Below are 12,712 nucleotides of genomic sequence, written 5' to 3'. Positions count from 1 at the left end.
CTAAGTCCGCCGCGTCTTCCACCGCGCCCATAGCGCGAAAACAGCTTTCTGGGCGGGACGTTCGAACATGGCGTGGCTGGCGAAGCCTGCTGCGATGGCTGTGCTCACATAGGTCAGCATGAACCACGGTTGGCGGGCGATGTCGCGCGGAACACCTATTGAGTCGATCAGCAGGACCAGCGCCAATTGGATCGGGATGTGCCACAGGTATATGCCGTATGATGCATCGCCCAGCTTCTGGCCGAACTTCAGGCGGCCCTTGTCGTCCGACATATCGGCGGCGAGCATCAGGAACAGCACGCCGAACGTGCCCGCGATGGTGGCAGCGTCATCGCCGCGATATTGTGCCTTGAATGCAAAGGCGATGGCGATCAGCGCCGCTCCCAGCGGCAAGAGGCTGGCCGGGCGCAGCCACCGCTTGAGCGCTGCGCCATAAGCTGCCGTGCCTAGCAAGAAGTAGCCGATACAGGCCAGAACGTCCTTGTCGGGCGCGCTGAGCAGCGTCAGGCCGAGCAGCGCCGCGCCAAACGGCAGCGCGACCGCCAGCGGCGCGCGGCGCAGCCACGGCAGCGCCAGCCAGAACACCGCATAGGCGAGGATCTCTGTCGAGAGCGACCAGGAGGGGCCGTTGAACGACTGGTTATCCTGCCAACCCCAGTATTGCATCAGCGGGATCGACAGCAGGAAGTGCTTGAGGTCGTTGGTATGATAGACGAACTCGGTGCCGGTCCGGGCAACGTATATCCCCTGAAGCAGTGCCATCAGGCCCAGCGTGAGCAGGTGGAGCGGCCAAAGCCTGGCCACGCGGGCCAGCCAGAAGCGGCCATGTGCGCGTGGGTCTGACAGATAGACGTGGGCGAAGACGAAGCCCGAGACTGCCCAGAAATACTGCACCGCCGTGTGGCCATTTTCGTAGAGCCAGCCGAGCGTGTCGTACCACGGCTGGATCGCGCGGTTGACGTTGAAATGCCGTTCCACCGGTGGCACGAAGAAGTGCTGGTAGTGCCAGAACAGCACCATGATCGCGGCCAGCAGGCGCGACAGATCGAGCGCGTGGAAATGGCGCTTGGGCAGGCGCAGATGCGATAGGTGAGTTGGTGACAAGGGACGAGGGCCGTCAGCCCCAGAGGCCGAGCGCATGGGTCACGGCAACAACCGCGCCGCCTGCGAGGAATGGCATGATCTGGCCAACCCAGTTTCGCCTGCGGCGATTCGGCCCGACAATCAGGTCGATCTCGGGCAGCGGGTGCGCTTCGGGCGCGCCGCCCTTGGCCGGGTACTTGTCCTCGATCCGGCGGATCAGGTCGGGCAGGCGCAGGAGCGTTTGCACATCATCGCGCACGCGGTCGGCGATGGCGGCTTCGGGTCCGAGTTCGTCGCGAATCCAGCCTCGCACGAACGGCGCGGAAACATCCCACATGTTGATCTCGGGATCGAGCTGGGTGGCGATGCCTTCGACCATGACCATCGTTTTTTGCAGCAGCAGCAGGTGCGGCTGGGTCTGCATGTCGAAATCGCGGGTGATCGCAAACAGACCGTCGAGCATCTGGCCGACCGACAGTTCGCTGACCGGACGCCCGCGCATCGGTTCGCCGACTGCGCGCAGGGCGGTGGCGAATTCATCGACCGAGTGGTAGCTCGGAACGTATTGCGCCTCGAAGTGGATTTCGGCGACGCGGCGGTAGTTGCCGGTCGTCAGGCCATAGAGAATTTCGGCAAGCCACTGGCGCGCACGCCGGTCGATACGGCCCATGATGCCGAAGTCGATCGCCGTGATCGTGCCATCGCTTTCCACGAACAGGTTGCCCTGATGCATGTCGGCATGGAAATAGCCGCCGCTGATCGCTTGCGTCAGGAATGCGAGGACGAGCCGCTTGGCGAGATCCTTGCGGTCAATCCCGGCGGCATCGAGCGCGGCCGTATCGCTGATCTTGATCCCGTCGATCCAGTCGAGCGTCATCACGCGGCCGTTGGTGCGGTCCCAGTCGATGGCGGGGACGCGATAGCCTGCATGGGCTTTCATCGTATCGGCGAGTTCGGAGGCAGATGCAGCTTCACGCCGCAAGTCAAGCTCGCGCACCGTCCAACGCTTGAAGTTGGCGATGACCAGGCGCGGGCGCAATCGGCTGGCCTCTCCGCCCAGCGCTTCGAGGTGTGCGGCGGCCCACTCATAAGTGTCGATATCGCGCGCCAGCTTTTCACGGACGCCGGGGCGCAGAATCTTTACGGCAACGTGGCGGCCTTCGGGCGTAACGGCGCGGTGGACTTGCGCAATGGATGCCGCGCCAACGGGCACCGGATCAAACGTGGCAAACAACGTTTCAAGCGGCTTTTCGAAGGTGCGTTCGATCTCGGCCTTGATCAGCGCGAAATCGACCGGCGGCAGGTTGTCCTGCAAGGCGAGCAGATTGTGCGCGGCTTCCTCGCCCACAAGGTCGGGCCGGGTGGCAAGGGTCTGGCCAAGCTTGATCGCTGCGGGGCCGACCGCGCGAAAGGCGCCCGCATAATCGGGCACCTTGGGCTGGCGCGTGCCGAACCTGGCGACCTTGCACAGCGTGCGCACGGGCGCGGGCGTGTTGGGATCGGCCTCGATCCCGCGCAGCGCACCATGGCGGGCAAGCGTGCGGCCCCAGCCGAGCAGGCGGCGTAAATGGGTGGCGGGGTGGGTCAATCCCTCAGACCTTCCAGCCCGAATGGATCGCAACGAGGCCACCGAGGATCGGTTCGACCTTGGTGTGGCGGAAGCCTGCTGCGCGGATCATGGCTTCGAATTCGGGCATCGCCGGGAAGCGGCGGATCGATTCGATCAGGTAGCGGTAGGATTCCTCGTCGCCTGCGATCATCTGGCCGAGCTTGGGCACCAGCTTGTGCGAATAGGCGTCGTAGATTTCAGCGAAACCGGGCCACTGCGTGGTCGAGAATTCCAGGCAGAAGAAGCGTCCGCCGAATTTCAATACGCGGTGGGCTTCGGCAAGGGCACGGTCGATGTGCGTCACGTTGCGGATGCCGAAAGCAATGGTGTAGGCATCGAAGAAGCGGTCGCCAAAAGTCAGTTCCTCGGCGTTCTGGCGCGACCAGACGAGGCCGTCGAGGCCCTGTTTCATTGCGCGTTCGATGCCGACATCAAGCATGTCCTGATTGATGTCCGAGACGGTGATCTGCGCGCCAGATGGGGCCATGCGGAAGGCGATGTCGCCGGTGCCGCCCGCCATGTCGAGGATGGTCTCGCCGTCCTTGGGCCGCACGCGGCGGACGAACTTGTCTTTCCACAAGCGGTGCATGCCGACCGACATGGCATCGTTCATCACGTCGTACTTGCGCGCGACATTGGAGAAGATCGCGCCGACGCGGCCTTCCTTTTCATCGGCGGGGATATCTTCGTAACCGAAGGATGCTGTTTCAGATGCGCTCATGCCTTGCGCCTTTAGTGGGGAATTGCCCGGACGGCAAAGGGTGTTAGGGGTGGAAAGGTTATGCCAGAACTCCCCGAAGTAGAGACGACCGTCCGTGGCCTTGCAACCGTGCTTGAGGGGCAGGCGATCACGCGCGTGAGCGTAAACCGCGCGGATTTGCGCAGGCCCTTTCCGGTCGACCTGGCGCAGGCACTGACCGGCGCGCGGGTGACCGGCCTTTCGCGGCGGGCCAAATATGGGTTGATCCATACCGACCGCGACCGGACGATGGTGTTTCACCTCGGCATGTCGGGGCGTTGGCGAATCGATCCGGAGGACATCGGCAAGCACGATCATCTGGTGCTGGAAACAGGCGATGGCCGGGTGCTTTCACTGAATGATGCGCGGCGGTTCGGCTCGGTCGATCTGGTCGATACGCCTGCCCTGGACGCCTGGCCGCAGTTCGCCGCGCTGGGGCCGGAACCTTTGGGCGACGGGCTGTCGGTGGCGCACCTGAAAGCTGCGTTCAAGGACCGGATTGCGGCGGTGAAACTGCTGCTGCTCGACCAGAAGATCGTGGCGGGACTTGGCAATATCTATGTCTGCGAGGCGCTGGGGCGGGCGGGCATTCACCCGGAGCGCGAGGGCGGGAAGGTTACCGCCAAGGCGCTCGGCCTGCTGGTGCCCGCGATCCGCGATGTGCTGAACGAATCAATTGCGGCAGGCGGATCGACCTTGCGCGATTACGCGCGGCCAAGCGGCGAACTTGGCTATTTCGCCAAGGACTGGCGCGTCTACGGGCGCGAGGGTGAGGCCTGCGGCTGCGGCGGAACGGTCGAGCGGATCGTGCAGGGCGGGCGATCGACGTTCTTCTGCGCGAAGTGCCAGAAATAGGTGGCACACCCTACACCGTTCGTGTCGAGCGAAGTCGAGACACTGGCGCGCAGTGTCTCGACTTCGCTCGACACGAACGGATCATGGATTAGCGCTTGGCCGCAGCCAGCTTCTCCGCCTCGGCAATCGCGGCCCTGGTGATCGGCTCCATCACGGCATAGCCCTTGGCGTTGGGGTGGATGCCATCGGGGGCGAGGTCGGGGTTCATGCCGCCTTGCGGGTTGGTGAGAGCCTTGTGGTAATCGGCGTAGACCGCGCCGCGCGCCTTGGCGAAATCCTTGAGCCAGGAGTTGAGCGCGACGACCTGAGCGGCCGGGCTGAGTTGCGGCTTCCACGGGAACTTGGCGGCGGGCAGGATGCTGCCGAGAACGACCGCGATGCCGTTCGCCCTTGCCAGATCAACCATGGCCGCCACGTGATTGGTGTACATTTCCGGGCTGGACGGGCCGGTGTTTCCGGCAACGTCATTGGTGCCGATCATGATGTGGACGACCTTGGGGCGCAGGCGCACGACGTCCTGATAGAAGCGCACGAGGATCTGCGGGCTGGTCTGCCCGCTGATCCCGCGCCCGATCGCGCCATCGACGAATAGCGAGGGGGCAAGGCCGACCCAGTTTTCGGTGATCGAATCGCCGATGAACACAACGCGCGGGGCTTGCGCCACTTGCTTGCCGGGTTCAGCGAAGCGGCATTCCCATGCCCAGTCGTACTGGCGAACATAAGGATGGGCAAAGTTGAAGCCTTGCGTCTGGGTGGGGCAGGGCTTGTCCGCCATGCCCTCTGCCGGCGGGGCTACCACGGGCGCTGCTGGAGCAGGCCGACTCTGTGCCAGCCCAGGCGTTGCCACCAGCGCCAGTGCGATGCCCGCAGCGATCTTCATCAGATGATCCCCACGGCCTTTCCGGCGCGTTCGAACATGCCGATGATCGTCTGCACCTGATCGGCGGAATGTTCGGCGCAAAGCGAGCAGCGCAGCAGGGTCATGCCTGCGGGCGTTGCGGGCGGGCGGGCGAGATTGACGTAGAGCCCTTCGTGAAGGAGCGCTTCCCACATGGCCGCGCCGCGTTCCAGATCGGGCATTATCACCGCGATGATCGCGCTTTGCGGCTCATCGGTGCCAAGCGTGAAGCCGAGGTCGCGCAGGCCCTTGTGCAGCACGCGCGAGTTGTCCCAGAGGTGCGCGCGCTTGGCCTCGCCATGCATCAGCTTGCGGATGCTGGTTGCGGCAGTGTGGACCACGCTGGGCGGGAGCGAGGCGGTGAACACGTAGGGGCGGCAGACGAGACGCAGGATCTCGAACTTGGGGTGGTTCGAGACGCAGAAGCCGCCGACCGTGCCGACCGACTTGGAGAATGTGCCGATAACGAAATCGACGTCTTCAAGGCAGCCCTGATCTTCAGCCACGCCGCGCCCGTTGGGGCCGATGAAGCCCATCGAGTGCGCTTCGTCGACCAGCACCATGGCGCCGTTCTCCTTGGCGATGCGGATCATTTCCTTGAGCGGGGCGATATCGCCCAGCATCGAATAGACGCCTTCGAGAATGACCAGCTTGCCCGCGCCTTCGGGAATGCGCTTCAGACGCTTTTCCATGGCTTCGATGTCATTGTGCTTGAACGGCACGACTTCGGCATCGCCCAGCTTGCAGCCGTCCCAGATCGAGGCGTGGCTGTCGATGTCGAGGATGATGTAATCACCCTTGCCGGCCATCGTGCTGATGATGCCGAGATTGGCCTGATAGCCGGTCGAGAAGACCATGGCATGATCCATGCCGTAGAATTCCTTGAGCGCCTCTTCGCAGGCACGGTGCCCGGCGTAAGTGCCGTTGAGCACGCGGCTGCCGGTTGTGCCCGAGCCGAAATCGTCGAGCGCCTGCTTGCCCGCGGCGATCACGTCGGGGTCGAAGGTCATGCCCATGTAGTTGTAGGTGCCGAGCAGGATCGTCTCGCGCCCGTTGCACACCGCGACGGTGGGCGAGATCACCCGCTCCATCACCAGATTGAACGGGTCTTCCACGCCGCCTGCCAGCAGCGCGCGGCGCTGTTCGATCAGCGGGTCGAACTTGGAGAAGAGATCGGTCATATTCGGAATCAACCCTGAAGCTTGGTCACGGCGTCGATCAACTGGCCGTAGGTTTCGATTTCGGCCTGCTGGTTCATGCTGATGATGATGTCGAAATCGTCCTCGATCGCGGCGACGAAGTCCATCACGGTCAGGCTGTCCCATTCGAGATCACCGGCGAAAGTCGTCGCCTCGGTCACTTCGACGCCCTTCTTGTTGAAAGGTTCGATCAGTTCGGCGATCTTTTCGGCGGTTGCGACGCGATCCATTTGTTGTTCTCCAATGGGCGAATTGGCCCCTGCCAGACGAATGCGGCGGAAAAGCGGCCAATGCTGCCGCTTGTCAAGCGCGCTCGCCTTGTGTCATCCCCGGTTTAGACCGAAAAATCGAATATCGGGAGGGGAGAACCGTGGCAGATACAGAAACGAAAGGCCCAAAGCCGCTCGCGACGCCTTCGGCACTCTCGCCCACCGGCTTTTCGAACCACGCGATCCATCTGGTGCGAACGACGCAGCAGATCAACCTGTCCTTGAGCCAGATGGCCGACGCCAAGGCCTCGATCCTGATGGGCGCGACTTTCCTTGTGTTCACCATCGCGGTGGGGCAGGCGAAGAACGGCACGATGCCATGGTCGCTGGGCGTGCTGGCGATCTTCGCGTTCGTTTCGGCGATGTGCGCGGTGTTTGCAGTGCTGCCGACAGTCAGCGGGCCGAACACGGCAAAGCTGAATGACGGCAAGCCCAACAAGCTGTTCTTCGGCTATTTCACGCATATGGACGAGGATGAATGGACCAACTCGATCCTTGACGAGCTACATGCCGACGAGACCGTGTTCCGCACGATGCTGCACGATATCTACCAGAACGGGCAGGTCCTGCAGCGCAAGAAGTACCGGTTCCTCGCCTATGCCTACAAGAGCTTCATGGTAGGGCTGTCGTTGACCGTCGTCACGTTTGTTGTCGAGCATGCCGCGAACATGGCCGGGGCGATGTGAGGCATCAGACCAGCTTGTTCACCGCCACCATGAACGGTCCGATCGACACCGGCTTGGCCAGATAACCCTCGGCGCCTGCATCTCGGATCGCTTCCTCGTCACCCTTGCCGGCATAGGCGGTGACTGCGAGAATCGGGATGGCCTTTAGTTCCTCGTCGGCCTTGAGCGCGAGAATCAGATCCATTCCGGAAATTTCGGGCAACTGGATGTCCATGATCACCAGATTGGGCATGAACAGGCGGGTTTTTTCAATCGCCTCGCGCCCGTCGGCCACCGGTTCCACCTCGAACCCGTTGGCGCGCAGGAGGTCGCAGAACAGCTTGCGGTTGAGGTCGTTGTCCTCGACAACCAGAATTCTTTTTGCCACTGACAACCCTGTTCCCGCCCGGCGCCGATGCCGTGTTCCCGCTCGGCACCCATGCCGCGTTCGACGCACCCTTATTGCCCGCGAAAGGCCCTGACAATCATCCGCGAGAAAGCCTCTGCGCCCGATGCCGCCGCAATCGCCCTTCAGGCCCTGGGTTGGGTCCTGTCCGATGGCCCGCGTGCCGAGCGTTTCCTCTCGCTTACGGGCCTGACGCCTGAAGAATTGCGGGCAGGTCTTGGCGAACCGGCGGTGCAGGGCGCGGTGCTCGATTTTCTCGCCAATCACGAAGCGGACCTTGTCAATGCGGCTTTCGCTCTCGACATTTCGCCAGCGGCCATCATCGCCGCACGAAAGGATCTAGCATGAGCCGCCCCCTGATCGTCAGCGATTGCGACGAGGTGCTGCTGCACATGGTCGCGCCGTTCCGTGATTGGCTGGCCGAGAAGGAAGGCGTGGCCTTCCACATGAACAACGCCGATTTTTCCAAGGCGCTGCGTTATGTCAAGGACGGCAGCGAGGTGCCGACGGTGGAAATCTGGAACCTGCTCAACCGCTTTTTCGATACCGAGATGTACCGCCAGCAGGCGATCGTCGGTGCGGTGGCGGGGATCAATGCCATTGCCGAAAATGCCGATGTGGTGATCCTGACCAATCTCGACCACCATCGCCGCGATACCCGGACGCAGCAACTGGCAGGTGTGGGCATCAACGCCCGCGTGTTCACCAACCAGGGACCGAAGGGACCCGCGCTCAGGGCCATTCTCGATGAATACCGGCCGAGCCGCGCGCTGTTCATCGACGATCTGCCACAGCACCATGATTCGGTCTCGCAATTGACCCCTGATGTGATCCGGCTGCACTTGTGCGGAGAGCCATTGCTTGCCCCGCATATCGATTGCGCGCATCAGGCAGGGCACGCCCACGCGCGGATCGACGATTGGGAAGCGGCGCTGCCGTGGATACTCGAACAAATTCATGGAGAAGATGCGTGACCGATACCGTTGAAGCCCGGTTGGCAGAACTGGGCCTGACCTTGCCGCAAGCCGCTGCGCCCGTCGCCGCCTATGTGCCGACGGTCGAAGTGGGCGGGCTGCTGCACGTTTCGGGGCAACTGCCGTTCATAGACGGCAAGCTGGTAACCGGGCGTCTGGGCAAGGACGTGAGCCTTGAGGAAGGCAACGCCGCTGCGCAGGCCTGCGCCCTGATGATCCTGGCGCAAGTCAAGGCGGCGCTCGGCTCGCTCGACCGGGTGGAGCGGGTAGTCAAGCTGGGCGCGTTCATCGCTTCGGCAAAGGACTTCACCGACCAGCCCAAGGTCGCCAATGGCGCTTCGGAACTGATGGTTGCCGCCTTCGGCGATGCGGGCAGGCATGCGCGCTCTGCGGTGGGCGTGCCGGTGCTGCCACTTGGCGCTGCGGTTGAAGTCGATGCTATCCTTGCCATTCGCCCTGCTTGATCGCTGGCTGGTCCCCGCGCCTGATGAAGGCCGGGTCGGTTGGCTGCGGGGCAAGACTTATGCCCATCGCGGGCTGCACGGAAACGGTGTGGCCGAAAACTCGCCGACCGGATTCGCGCTGGCGATAGAGCGCTCCCTGGGTATCGAATGTGACGTGCAGCGCAGCGCCGATGGGCACGCGGTGGTGTTCCATGACTGGGAACTTGACCGGCTGACGGCAGAAAGCGGCCCGGTGATCGAGCGCCGCGCTGCCGATCTGGCGAAGATCGCGCTTACGGGCAGTAGCGATTGCATCCCGACCTTGCGCCAGTTTCTGGATCAGGTCGCAGGTCGCGCGCCTTTGCTCATCGAAGTGAAATCGAAGCGCGAGGTGCGTTCGGCGCCGCTGTGCCTGGCGGTGCGGCGGGCGCTTGAGGGGTATCGCGGGCCAGCGGCGGTGATGAGCTTCGATCCGCGTGTGCCGCGCTGGTTCGCGCGCCATTCGCCGCATATCGTCCATGGGCTGGTGGTGACCGAGAACGGCAACCGCACGCTGCTGGCTCGGATCAGACTCTATCTCGCGTTCTGGCAGGGCAGGCCGCAGTTTCTGGCTTGGGACGTACGCGATATGCCGAGCAAATTCGTCGAGACGCAGCGGCGGCGCGGTTTTCCGGTGCTGACGTGGACCGTGCGCTCACGCGAGCTGGCGCAGCGGGCAGCAGACTGTGCCGATGGACCTATTGCCGAAGGCGCGGGGCTGGGGGCATGATCCCCGCGTGACTCTGACCGCGCGCATCCACAAGTCTGTCTCCGAGATCCTGCCCGAGGACTGGGACCGGCTGGCTGGAATCGGCAACCCTTTCGTGTCACACGATTTTCTGGCGCTTCTGGAGGAATCCGGCTCGGTTGGCGCGCGGACCGGATGGTCGCCACTGCCGATCGTCATCGATGGCGAGGACGGGCGACCCGCAGCCGCGCTTCCCGCATATCTCAAGAGCCACAGTCAGGGCGAATATGTGTTCGACCATGCGTGGGCGGATGCATGGAGCCGTGCTGGCGGGGCCTATTACCCCAAACTGCAGATCGCGGCGCCGTTTACGCCCGCGACCGGACCGAGGCTGCTGCTGGGCGACCGGCCCGACCTTGCCGTGCCGCTGTTGCGGGCGGCGGAACAGCTTTGCGAAAGCAACGACCTTTCATCGGCCCACGCCACGTTCATCGCGCCCGAGCAATTGCCGTTCTTCGAAGAGGCGGGGTGGCTGCTGCGCAATGACATCCAGTTCCATTGGGAGAATCGCGGCTACGCCAGCTTTGATGACTTCCTTGGCGCACTTTCGTCCGAGAAGCGCAAGAACCTGCGCAAGGAGCGGGCGAAGGCGCAGGACGGCGTGGAAATCCGCACATTTACCGGTGCCGAGATCCTGCCCGAACACTGGGACGCCTTCTGGTTGTTCTATCAGGACACCGGCGCGCGCAAATGGGGGCGGCCCTATCTGACCCGCGCCGCGTTCGACCTGATCGATGAACGGATGGCAGACAAGGTGCTGTTGGTGCTGGCTTTCTACGATGGCGAGGCCGTGGCAGGCGCGATCAACTTCATCGGTGCGGACGCGCTCTATGGCCGATACTGGGGCGCGCTGGTGGAGAAGCCGTTCCTGCACTTCGAACTGTGTTATTATCAGGCCATCGACGCGGCCATCGCGCTGGGGCTGAGCCGGGTCGAGGCAGGGGCACAAGGCGGGCACAAGCTGGCGCGGGGCTACGAGCCGGTGCGGACATGGTCGGCACACTACATCGTCGATCCGGGTTTCCGGCGGGCCGTGGCCGATTTCCTTGCGCAGGAGCGCGCTGGCATCGCGCAGGACCAGTTGTTGCTGGGCGAGCGGACGCCTTTCCGGAAGGGATGATGGCGCTCAGGCAGCTTCACGTCCGCTGCGGAGCCATTCACGCGCCCGGCGCTGGGCTTCGGCGATTTCGCGGGCGGTCATTTCGTCGGCGATGTCTGCGCGGCAGTGGGCGGCTTCTTCGTGGCCGCCGACGGCTGCGAGGTTGAACCACTTGTGGGCTTCGATCATGTCGCAGCCGGCGCCGTGGCTGCCGGTCGAATAGGCGACGCCGAGATCGAACAGCGCGTTGCTGTCCCCAGCGGCGGCAGCGGCGAGGCATGTGGCGATCAGGAGATCTGCCGCAGTGGTTGATCGGGCCTTGACCCCAGGTGCGGCTTCGTCGGCGACCAGCGTGATCCGTGACTGTTGCATTAACCCATACCCCCGAGATGGAGTGCAATCCCCTTGCAACTCCGATGAGGTGAAAGTCACCAATCTTGGTCAATAAATGGTTAACGCGGTGCGATGCGATTGCACCGATCTGTTTTCGATTGAAACAGGATGGGGAAAACGCGTCATGCGCTCTCACGCTTCAGCCGCCCTTAATGCATTGTGCGCTCCAATTCGCTTGTGCCTGTTTCAGGGCAACCCTATAGGCGCGCAACAGCAGAGCTTGCTCGCCCGAAAGGGAAAAGAAAGCGAGCCGGGAGGGGTGGATAGCTTGGTATGCGGAGGGCCGAATGGCTGGGGTCTTGAGTGACGAAATCGACGTACTGGCAAAGGCGCGCCGCGCCATGCCGGGCGACTATGTGCCCACTGACGACGAACCTTACATGAATGAAGCGCAGCAGGATTATTTCCGCAAGCTGCTGCTGGAATGGAAGAAGTCGATTCTCTCGGCGGCTGCCGGCACGCTGTCGGCACTTCAGGATGGCCCGATTCGCGAACCCGATCTGAATGACCGTGCTTCGAGCGAAACCGACTGGGGCATCGAACTGCGCACGCGGGATCGCCAGCGCAAGCTCATCGCCAAGATCGATTCCGCCATGCGCCGGATCGATGAAGGTGAATATGGTTACTGTGAAGTGACCGGTGAGCCGATCGGCCTTGGCCGACTGGTTGCCCGTCCCATTGCAACAATGACTGTCGAAGCCCAGCAAGCCCATGAACGGCGCGAGAAAATTTCGCGCGACATGTAATTGGCGGGCCGTCTTCGGGCGGCCTCGCCATAAATGACATTCTGGTTAATTGCCGGGTCTGCTAACGCGTTGTTTACCTAGGTCCTTCAGGAAGGGTCGAGGAATTTCTGCGAATGCTTCGTGTGCGGGCGCACCCGGCGGCCCGCATGGCGCAATCTAACTCAGGAACGGCAGGACCTTTGGTGACGGACATGGACCATCGGCAATTGGGGCGGGACAGCCTTTTCCTCCTGGCCGAGGTGCGCCTTGCAGGAACCGAGGTCGAGCACCGCGTCAAGGTGCGCAACCTTTCGGCAGGCGGCATGATGGCCGAAGGTCCGATGAAGGTTCTGCGCGGCACGCAAGTTGAAGTGAACCTGCGCAACATCGGCTGGGTCGATGGCGTGGTCGCCTGGATCCAGGACAACCGCTTCGGCATTGCCTTCATCGAGGAAGTCGATCCCAAGACGGCGCGCGCGCCTGTGGGCGATGGTCCCAGCACCCCGCGATTCGTCAAGCCGGTGATGTCGGGCCAGGCTGTTGGACCGCTCCGCAAGATTTGATCAAT

General features: G+C 63.1%; 17 protein-coding genes. 9 read left to right on the top strand and 8 right to left on the bottom strand.

The features are described 5' to 3' along the window. From RM192_RS14585 to RM192_RS14575, 3 genes are read right to left on the bottom strand one after another with little or no spacing between them, the layout of a single operon-like run. A complete protein-coding gene (locus tag RM192_RS14585; protein WP_311508285.1) occupies positions 1–1,104 on the bottom strand; it encodes an acyltransferase in 1,104 nt (367 codons plus the stop codon). 13 nt (positions 1,105–1,117) lie between these two features. Beyond that, entirely contained in the window at positions 1,118–2,671 is a 1,554-nt protein-coding gene (ubiB, locus tag RM192_RS14580) for a 2-polyprenylphenol 6-hydroxylase (RefSeq protein WP_311508284.1), read from the bottom strand. A 4-nt stretch (positions 2,672–2,675) separates the two neighbouring features. Then, positions 2,676–3,413 carry a class I SAM-dependent methyltransferase gene (locus RM192_RS14575; protein ID WP_311508283.1) on the bottom strand — a complete coding sequence of 246 codons (738 nt, stop codon included), beginning with the start codon at positions 3,411–3,413 and terminating at the stop codon, positions 2,676–2,678. 60 nt (positions 3,414–3,473) lie between these two features. On the opposite strand from RM192_RS14575, the gene mutM reads away from it, so the two are divergent. After that, positions 3,474–4,286, top strand: coding sequence for a bifunctional DNA-formamidopyrimidine glycosylase/DNA-(apurinic or apyrimidinic site) lyase (gene mutM, locus RM192_RS14570; RefSeq protein ID WP_311508282.1), 813 nt, complete (start codon positions 3,474–3,476; stop codon positions 4,284–4,286). An 88-nt stretch (positions 4,287–4,374) separates the two neighbouring features. Here mutM and RM192_RS14565 read toward each other — a convergent pair whose 3' ends face one another. From RM192_RS14565 to RM192_RS14555, 3 genes are read right to left on the bottom strand one after another with little or no spacing between them, the layout of a single operon-like run. Next, positions 4,375–5,166 (bottom strand): SGNH/GDSL hydrolase family protein, encoded by a 792-nt coding sequence (locus tag RM192_RS14565; RefSeq protein ID WP_311508281.1) that lies wholly within the window; start codon positions 5,164–5,166, stop codon positions 4,375–4,377. Next, positions 5,166–6,365, bottom strand: coding sequence for a serine palmitoyltransferase (gene spt, locus RM192_RS14560; RefSeq protein ID WP_311508280.1), 1,200 nt, complete (start codon positions 6,363–6,365; stop codon positions 5,166–5,168). Before spt ends, RM192_RS14565 begins: the two co-directional genes overlap by 1 nt. 8 nt (positions 6,366–6,373) lie before the next feature. Then, positions 6,374–6,613: an acyl carrier protein gene (locus RM192_RS14555; RefSeq protein WP_311508279.1), complete on the bottom strand. Its 240-nt coding sequence runs from the start codon at positions 6,611–6,613 to the stop codon at positions 6,374–6,376. 140 nt (positions 6,614–6,753) lie between these two features. On the opposite strand from RM192_RS14555, the gene RM192_RS14550 reads away from it, so the two are divergent. Then, positions 6,754–7,338 carry a Pycsar system effector family protein gene (locus RM192_RS14550; RefSeq protein WP_311508278.1) on the top strand — a complete coding sequence of 195 codons (585 nt, stop codon included), beginning with the start codon at positions 6,754–6,756 and terminating at the stop codon, positions 7,336–7,338. A gap of 4 nt (positions 7,339–7,342) precedes the next feature. On the opposite strand, the gene RM192_RS14545 is transcribed toward RM192_RS14550, so the two are convergent. Continuing rightward, positions 7,343–7,705: a response regulator gene (locus RM192_RS14545; RefSeq protein WP_311508276.1), complete on the bottom strand. Its 363-nt coding sequence runs from the start codon at positions 7,703–7,705 to the stop codon at positions 7,343–7,345. 51 nt (positions 7,706–7,756) lie between these two features. Here RM192_RS14545 and RM192_RS14540 point away from each other — a divergent pair, with 51 nt between their 5' ends. From RM192_RS14540 to RM192_RS14520, 5 genes are read left to right on the top strand one after another with little or no spacing between them, the layout of a single operon-like run. Further along, positions 7,757–8,071 carry a DUF3572 domain-containing protein gene (locus RM192_RS14540; RefSeq protein ID WP_311508275.1) on the top strand — a complete coding sequence of 105 codons (315 nt, stop codon included), beginning with the start codon at positions 7,757–7,759 and terminating at the stop codon, positions 8,069–8,071. Continuing rightward, a complete protein-coding gene (locus RM192_RS14535) occupies positions 8,068–8,697 on the top strand; it encodes an HAD family hydrolase (protein WP_311508273.1) in 630 nt (209 codons plus the stop codon). Before RM192_RS14540 ends, RM192_RS14535 begins: the two co-directional genes overlap by 4 nt. Further along, positions 8,694–9,161 (top strand): RidA family protein, encoded by a 468-nt coding sequence (locus RM192_RS14530; RefSeq protein WP_311508272.1) that lies wholly within the window; start codon positions 8,694–8,696, stop codon positions 9,159–9,161. Before RM192_RS14535 ends, RM192_RS14530 begins: the two co-directional genes overlap by 4 nt. Next, positions 9,142–9,909 (top strand): glycerophosphodiester phosphodiesterase family protein, encoded by a 768-nt coding sequence (locus tag RM192_RS14525; RefSeq protein WP_409233812.1) that lies wholly within the window; start codon positions 9,142–9,144, stop codon positions 9,907–9,909. The genes RM192_RS14530 and RM192_RS14525 overlap by 20 nt, the downstream gene beginning before the upstream one ends. 7 nt (positions 9,910–9,916) lie before the next feature. After that, on the top strand, positions 9,917–11,047 hold the full coding sequence (locus RM192_RS14520; RefSeq protein ID WP_311508271.1) for a GNAT family N-acetyltransferase: 1,131 nt from the start codon (positions 9,917–9,919) through the stop codon (positions 11,045–11,047). Between the two features lie 6 nt (positions 11,048–11,053). Here RM192_RS14520 and RM192_RS14515 read toward each other — a convergent pair whose 3' ends face one another. Continuing rightward, positions 11,054–11,398, bottom strand: coding sequence for a hypothetical protein (locus RM192_RS14515; RefSeq protein WP_311508270.1), 345 nt, complete (start codon positions 11,396–11,398; stop codon positions 11,054–11,056). 308 nt (positions 11,399–11,706) lie between these two features. Here RM192_RS14515 and dksA point away from each other — a divergent pair, with 308 nt between their 5' ends. Further along, positions 11,707–12,165: an RNA polymerase-binding protein DksA gene (dksA, locus tag RM192_RS14510; RefSeq protein ID WP_311508269.1), complete on the top strand. Its 459-nt coding sequence runs from the start codon at positions 11,707–11,709 to the stop codon at positions 12,163–12,165. 191 nt (positions 12,166–12,356) lie between these two features. After that, positions 12,357–12,707: a PilZ domain-containing protein gene (locus RM192_RS14505; protein WP_311508639.1), complete on the top strand. Its 351-nt coding sequence runs from the start codon at positions 12,357–12,359 to the stop codon at positions 12,705–12,707. The last annotated feature ends 5 nt before the right edge of the window (positions 12,708–12,712 follow it).

This window comes from Novosphingobium sp. MMS21-SN21R (assembly GCF_031846015.1).
Taxonomy (GTDB): Bacteria; Pseudomonadota; Alphaproteobacteria; order Sphingomonadales; family Sphingomonadaceae; genus Novosphingobium.
The sequence above is the reverse complement of the archived record's forward strand: the minus strand, read 5'-3'. Positions and strand labels throughout refer to the sequence as shown.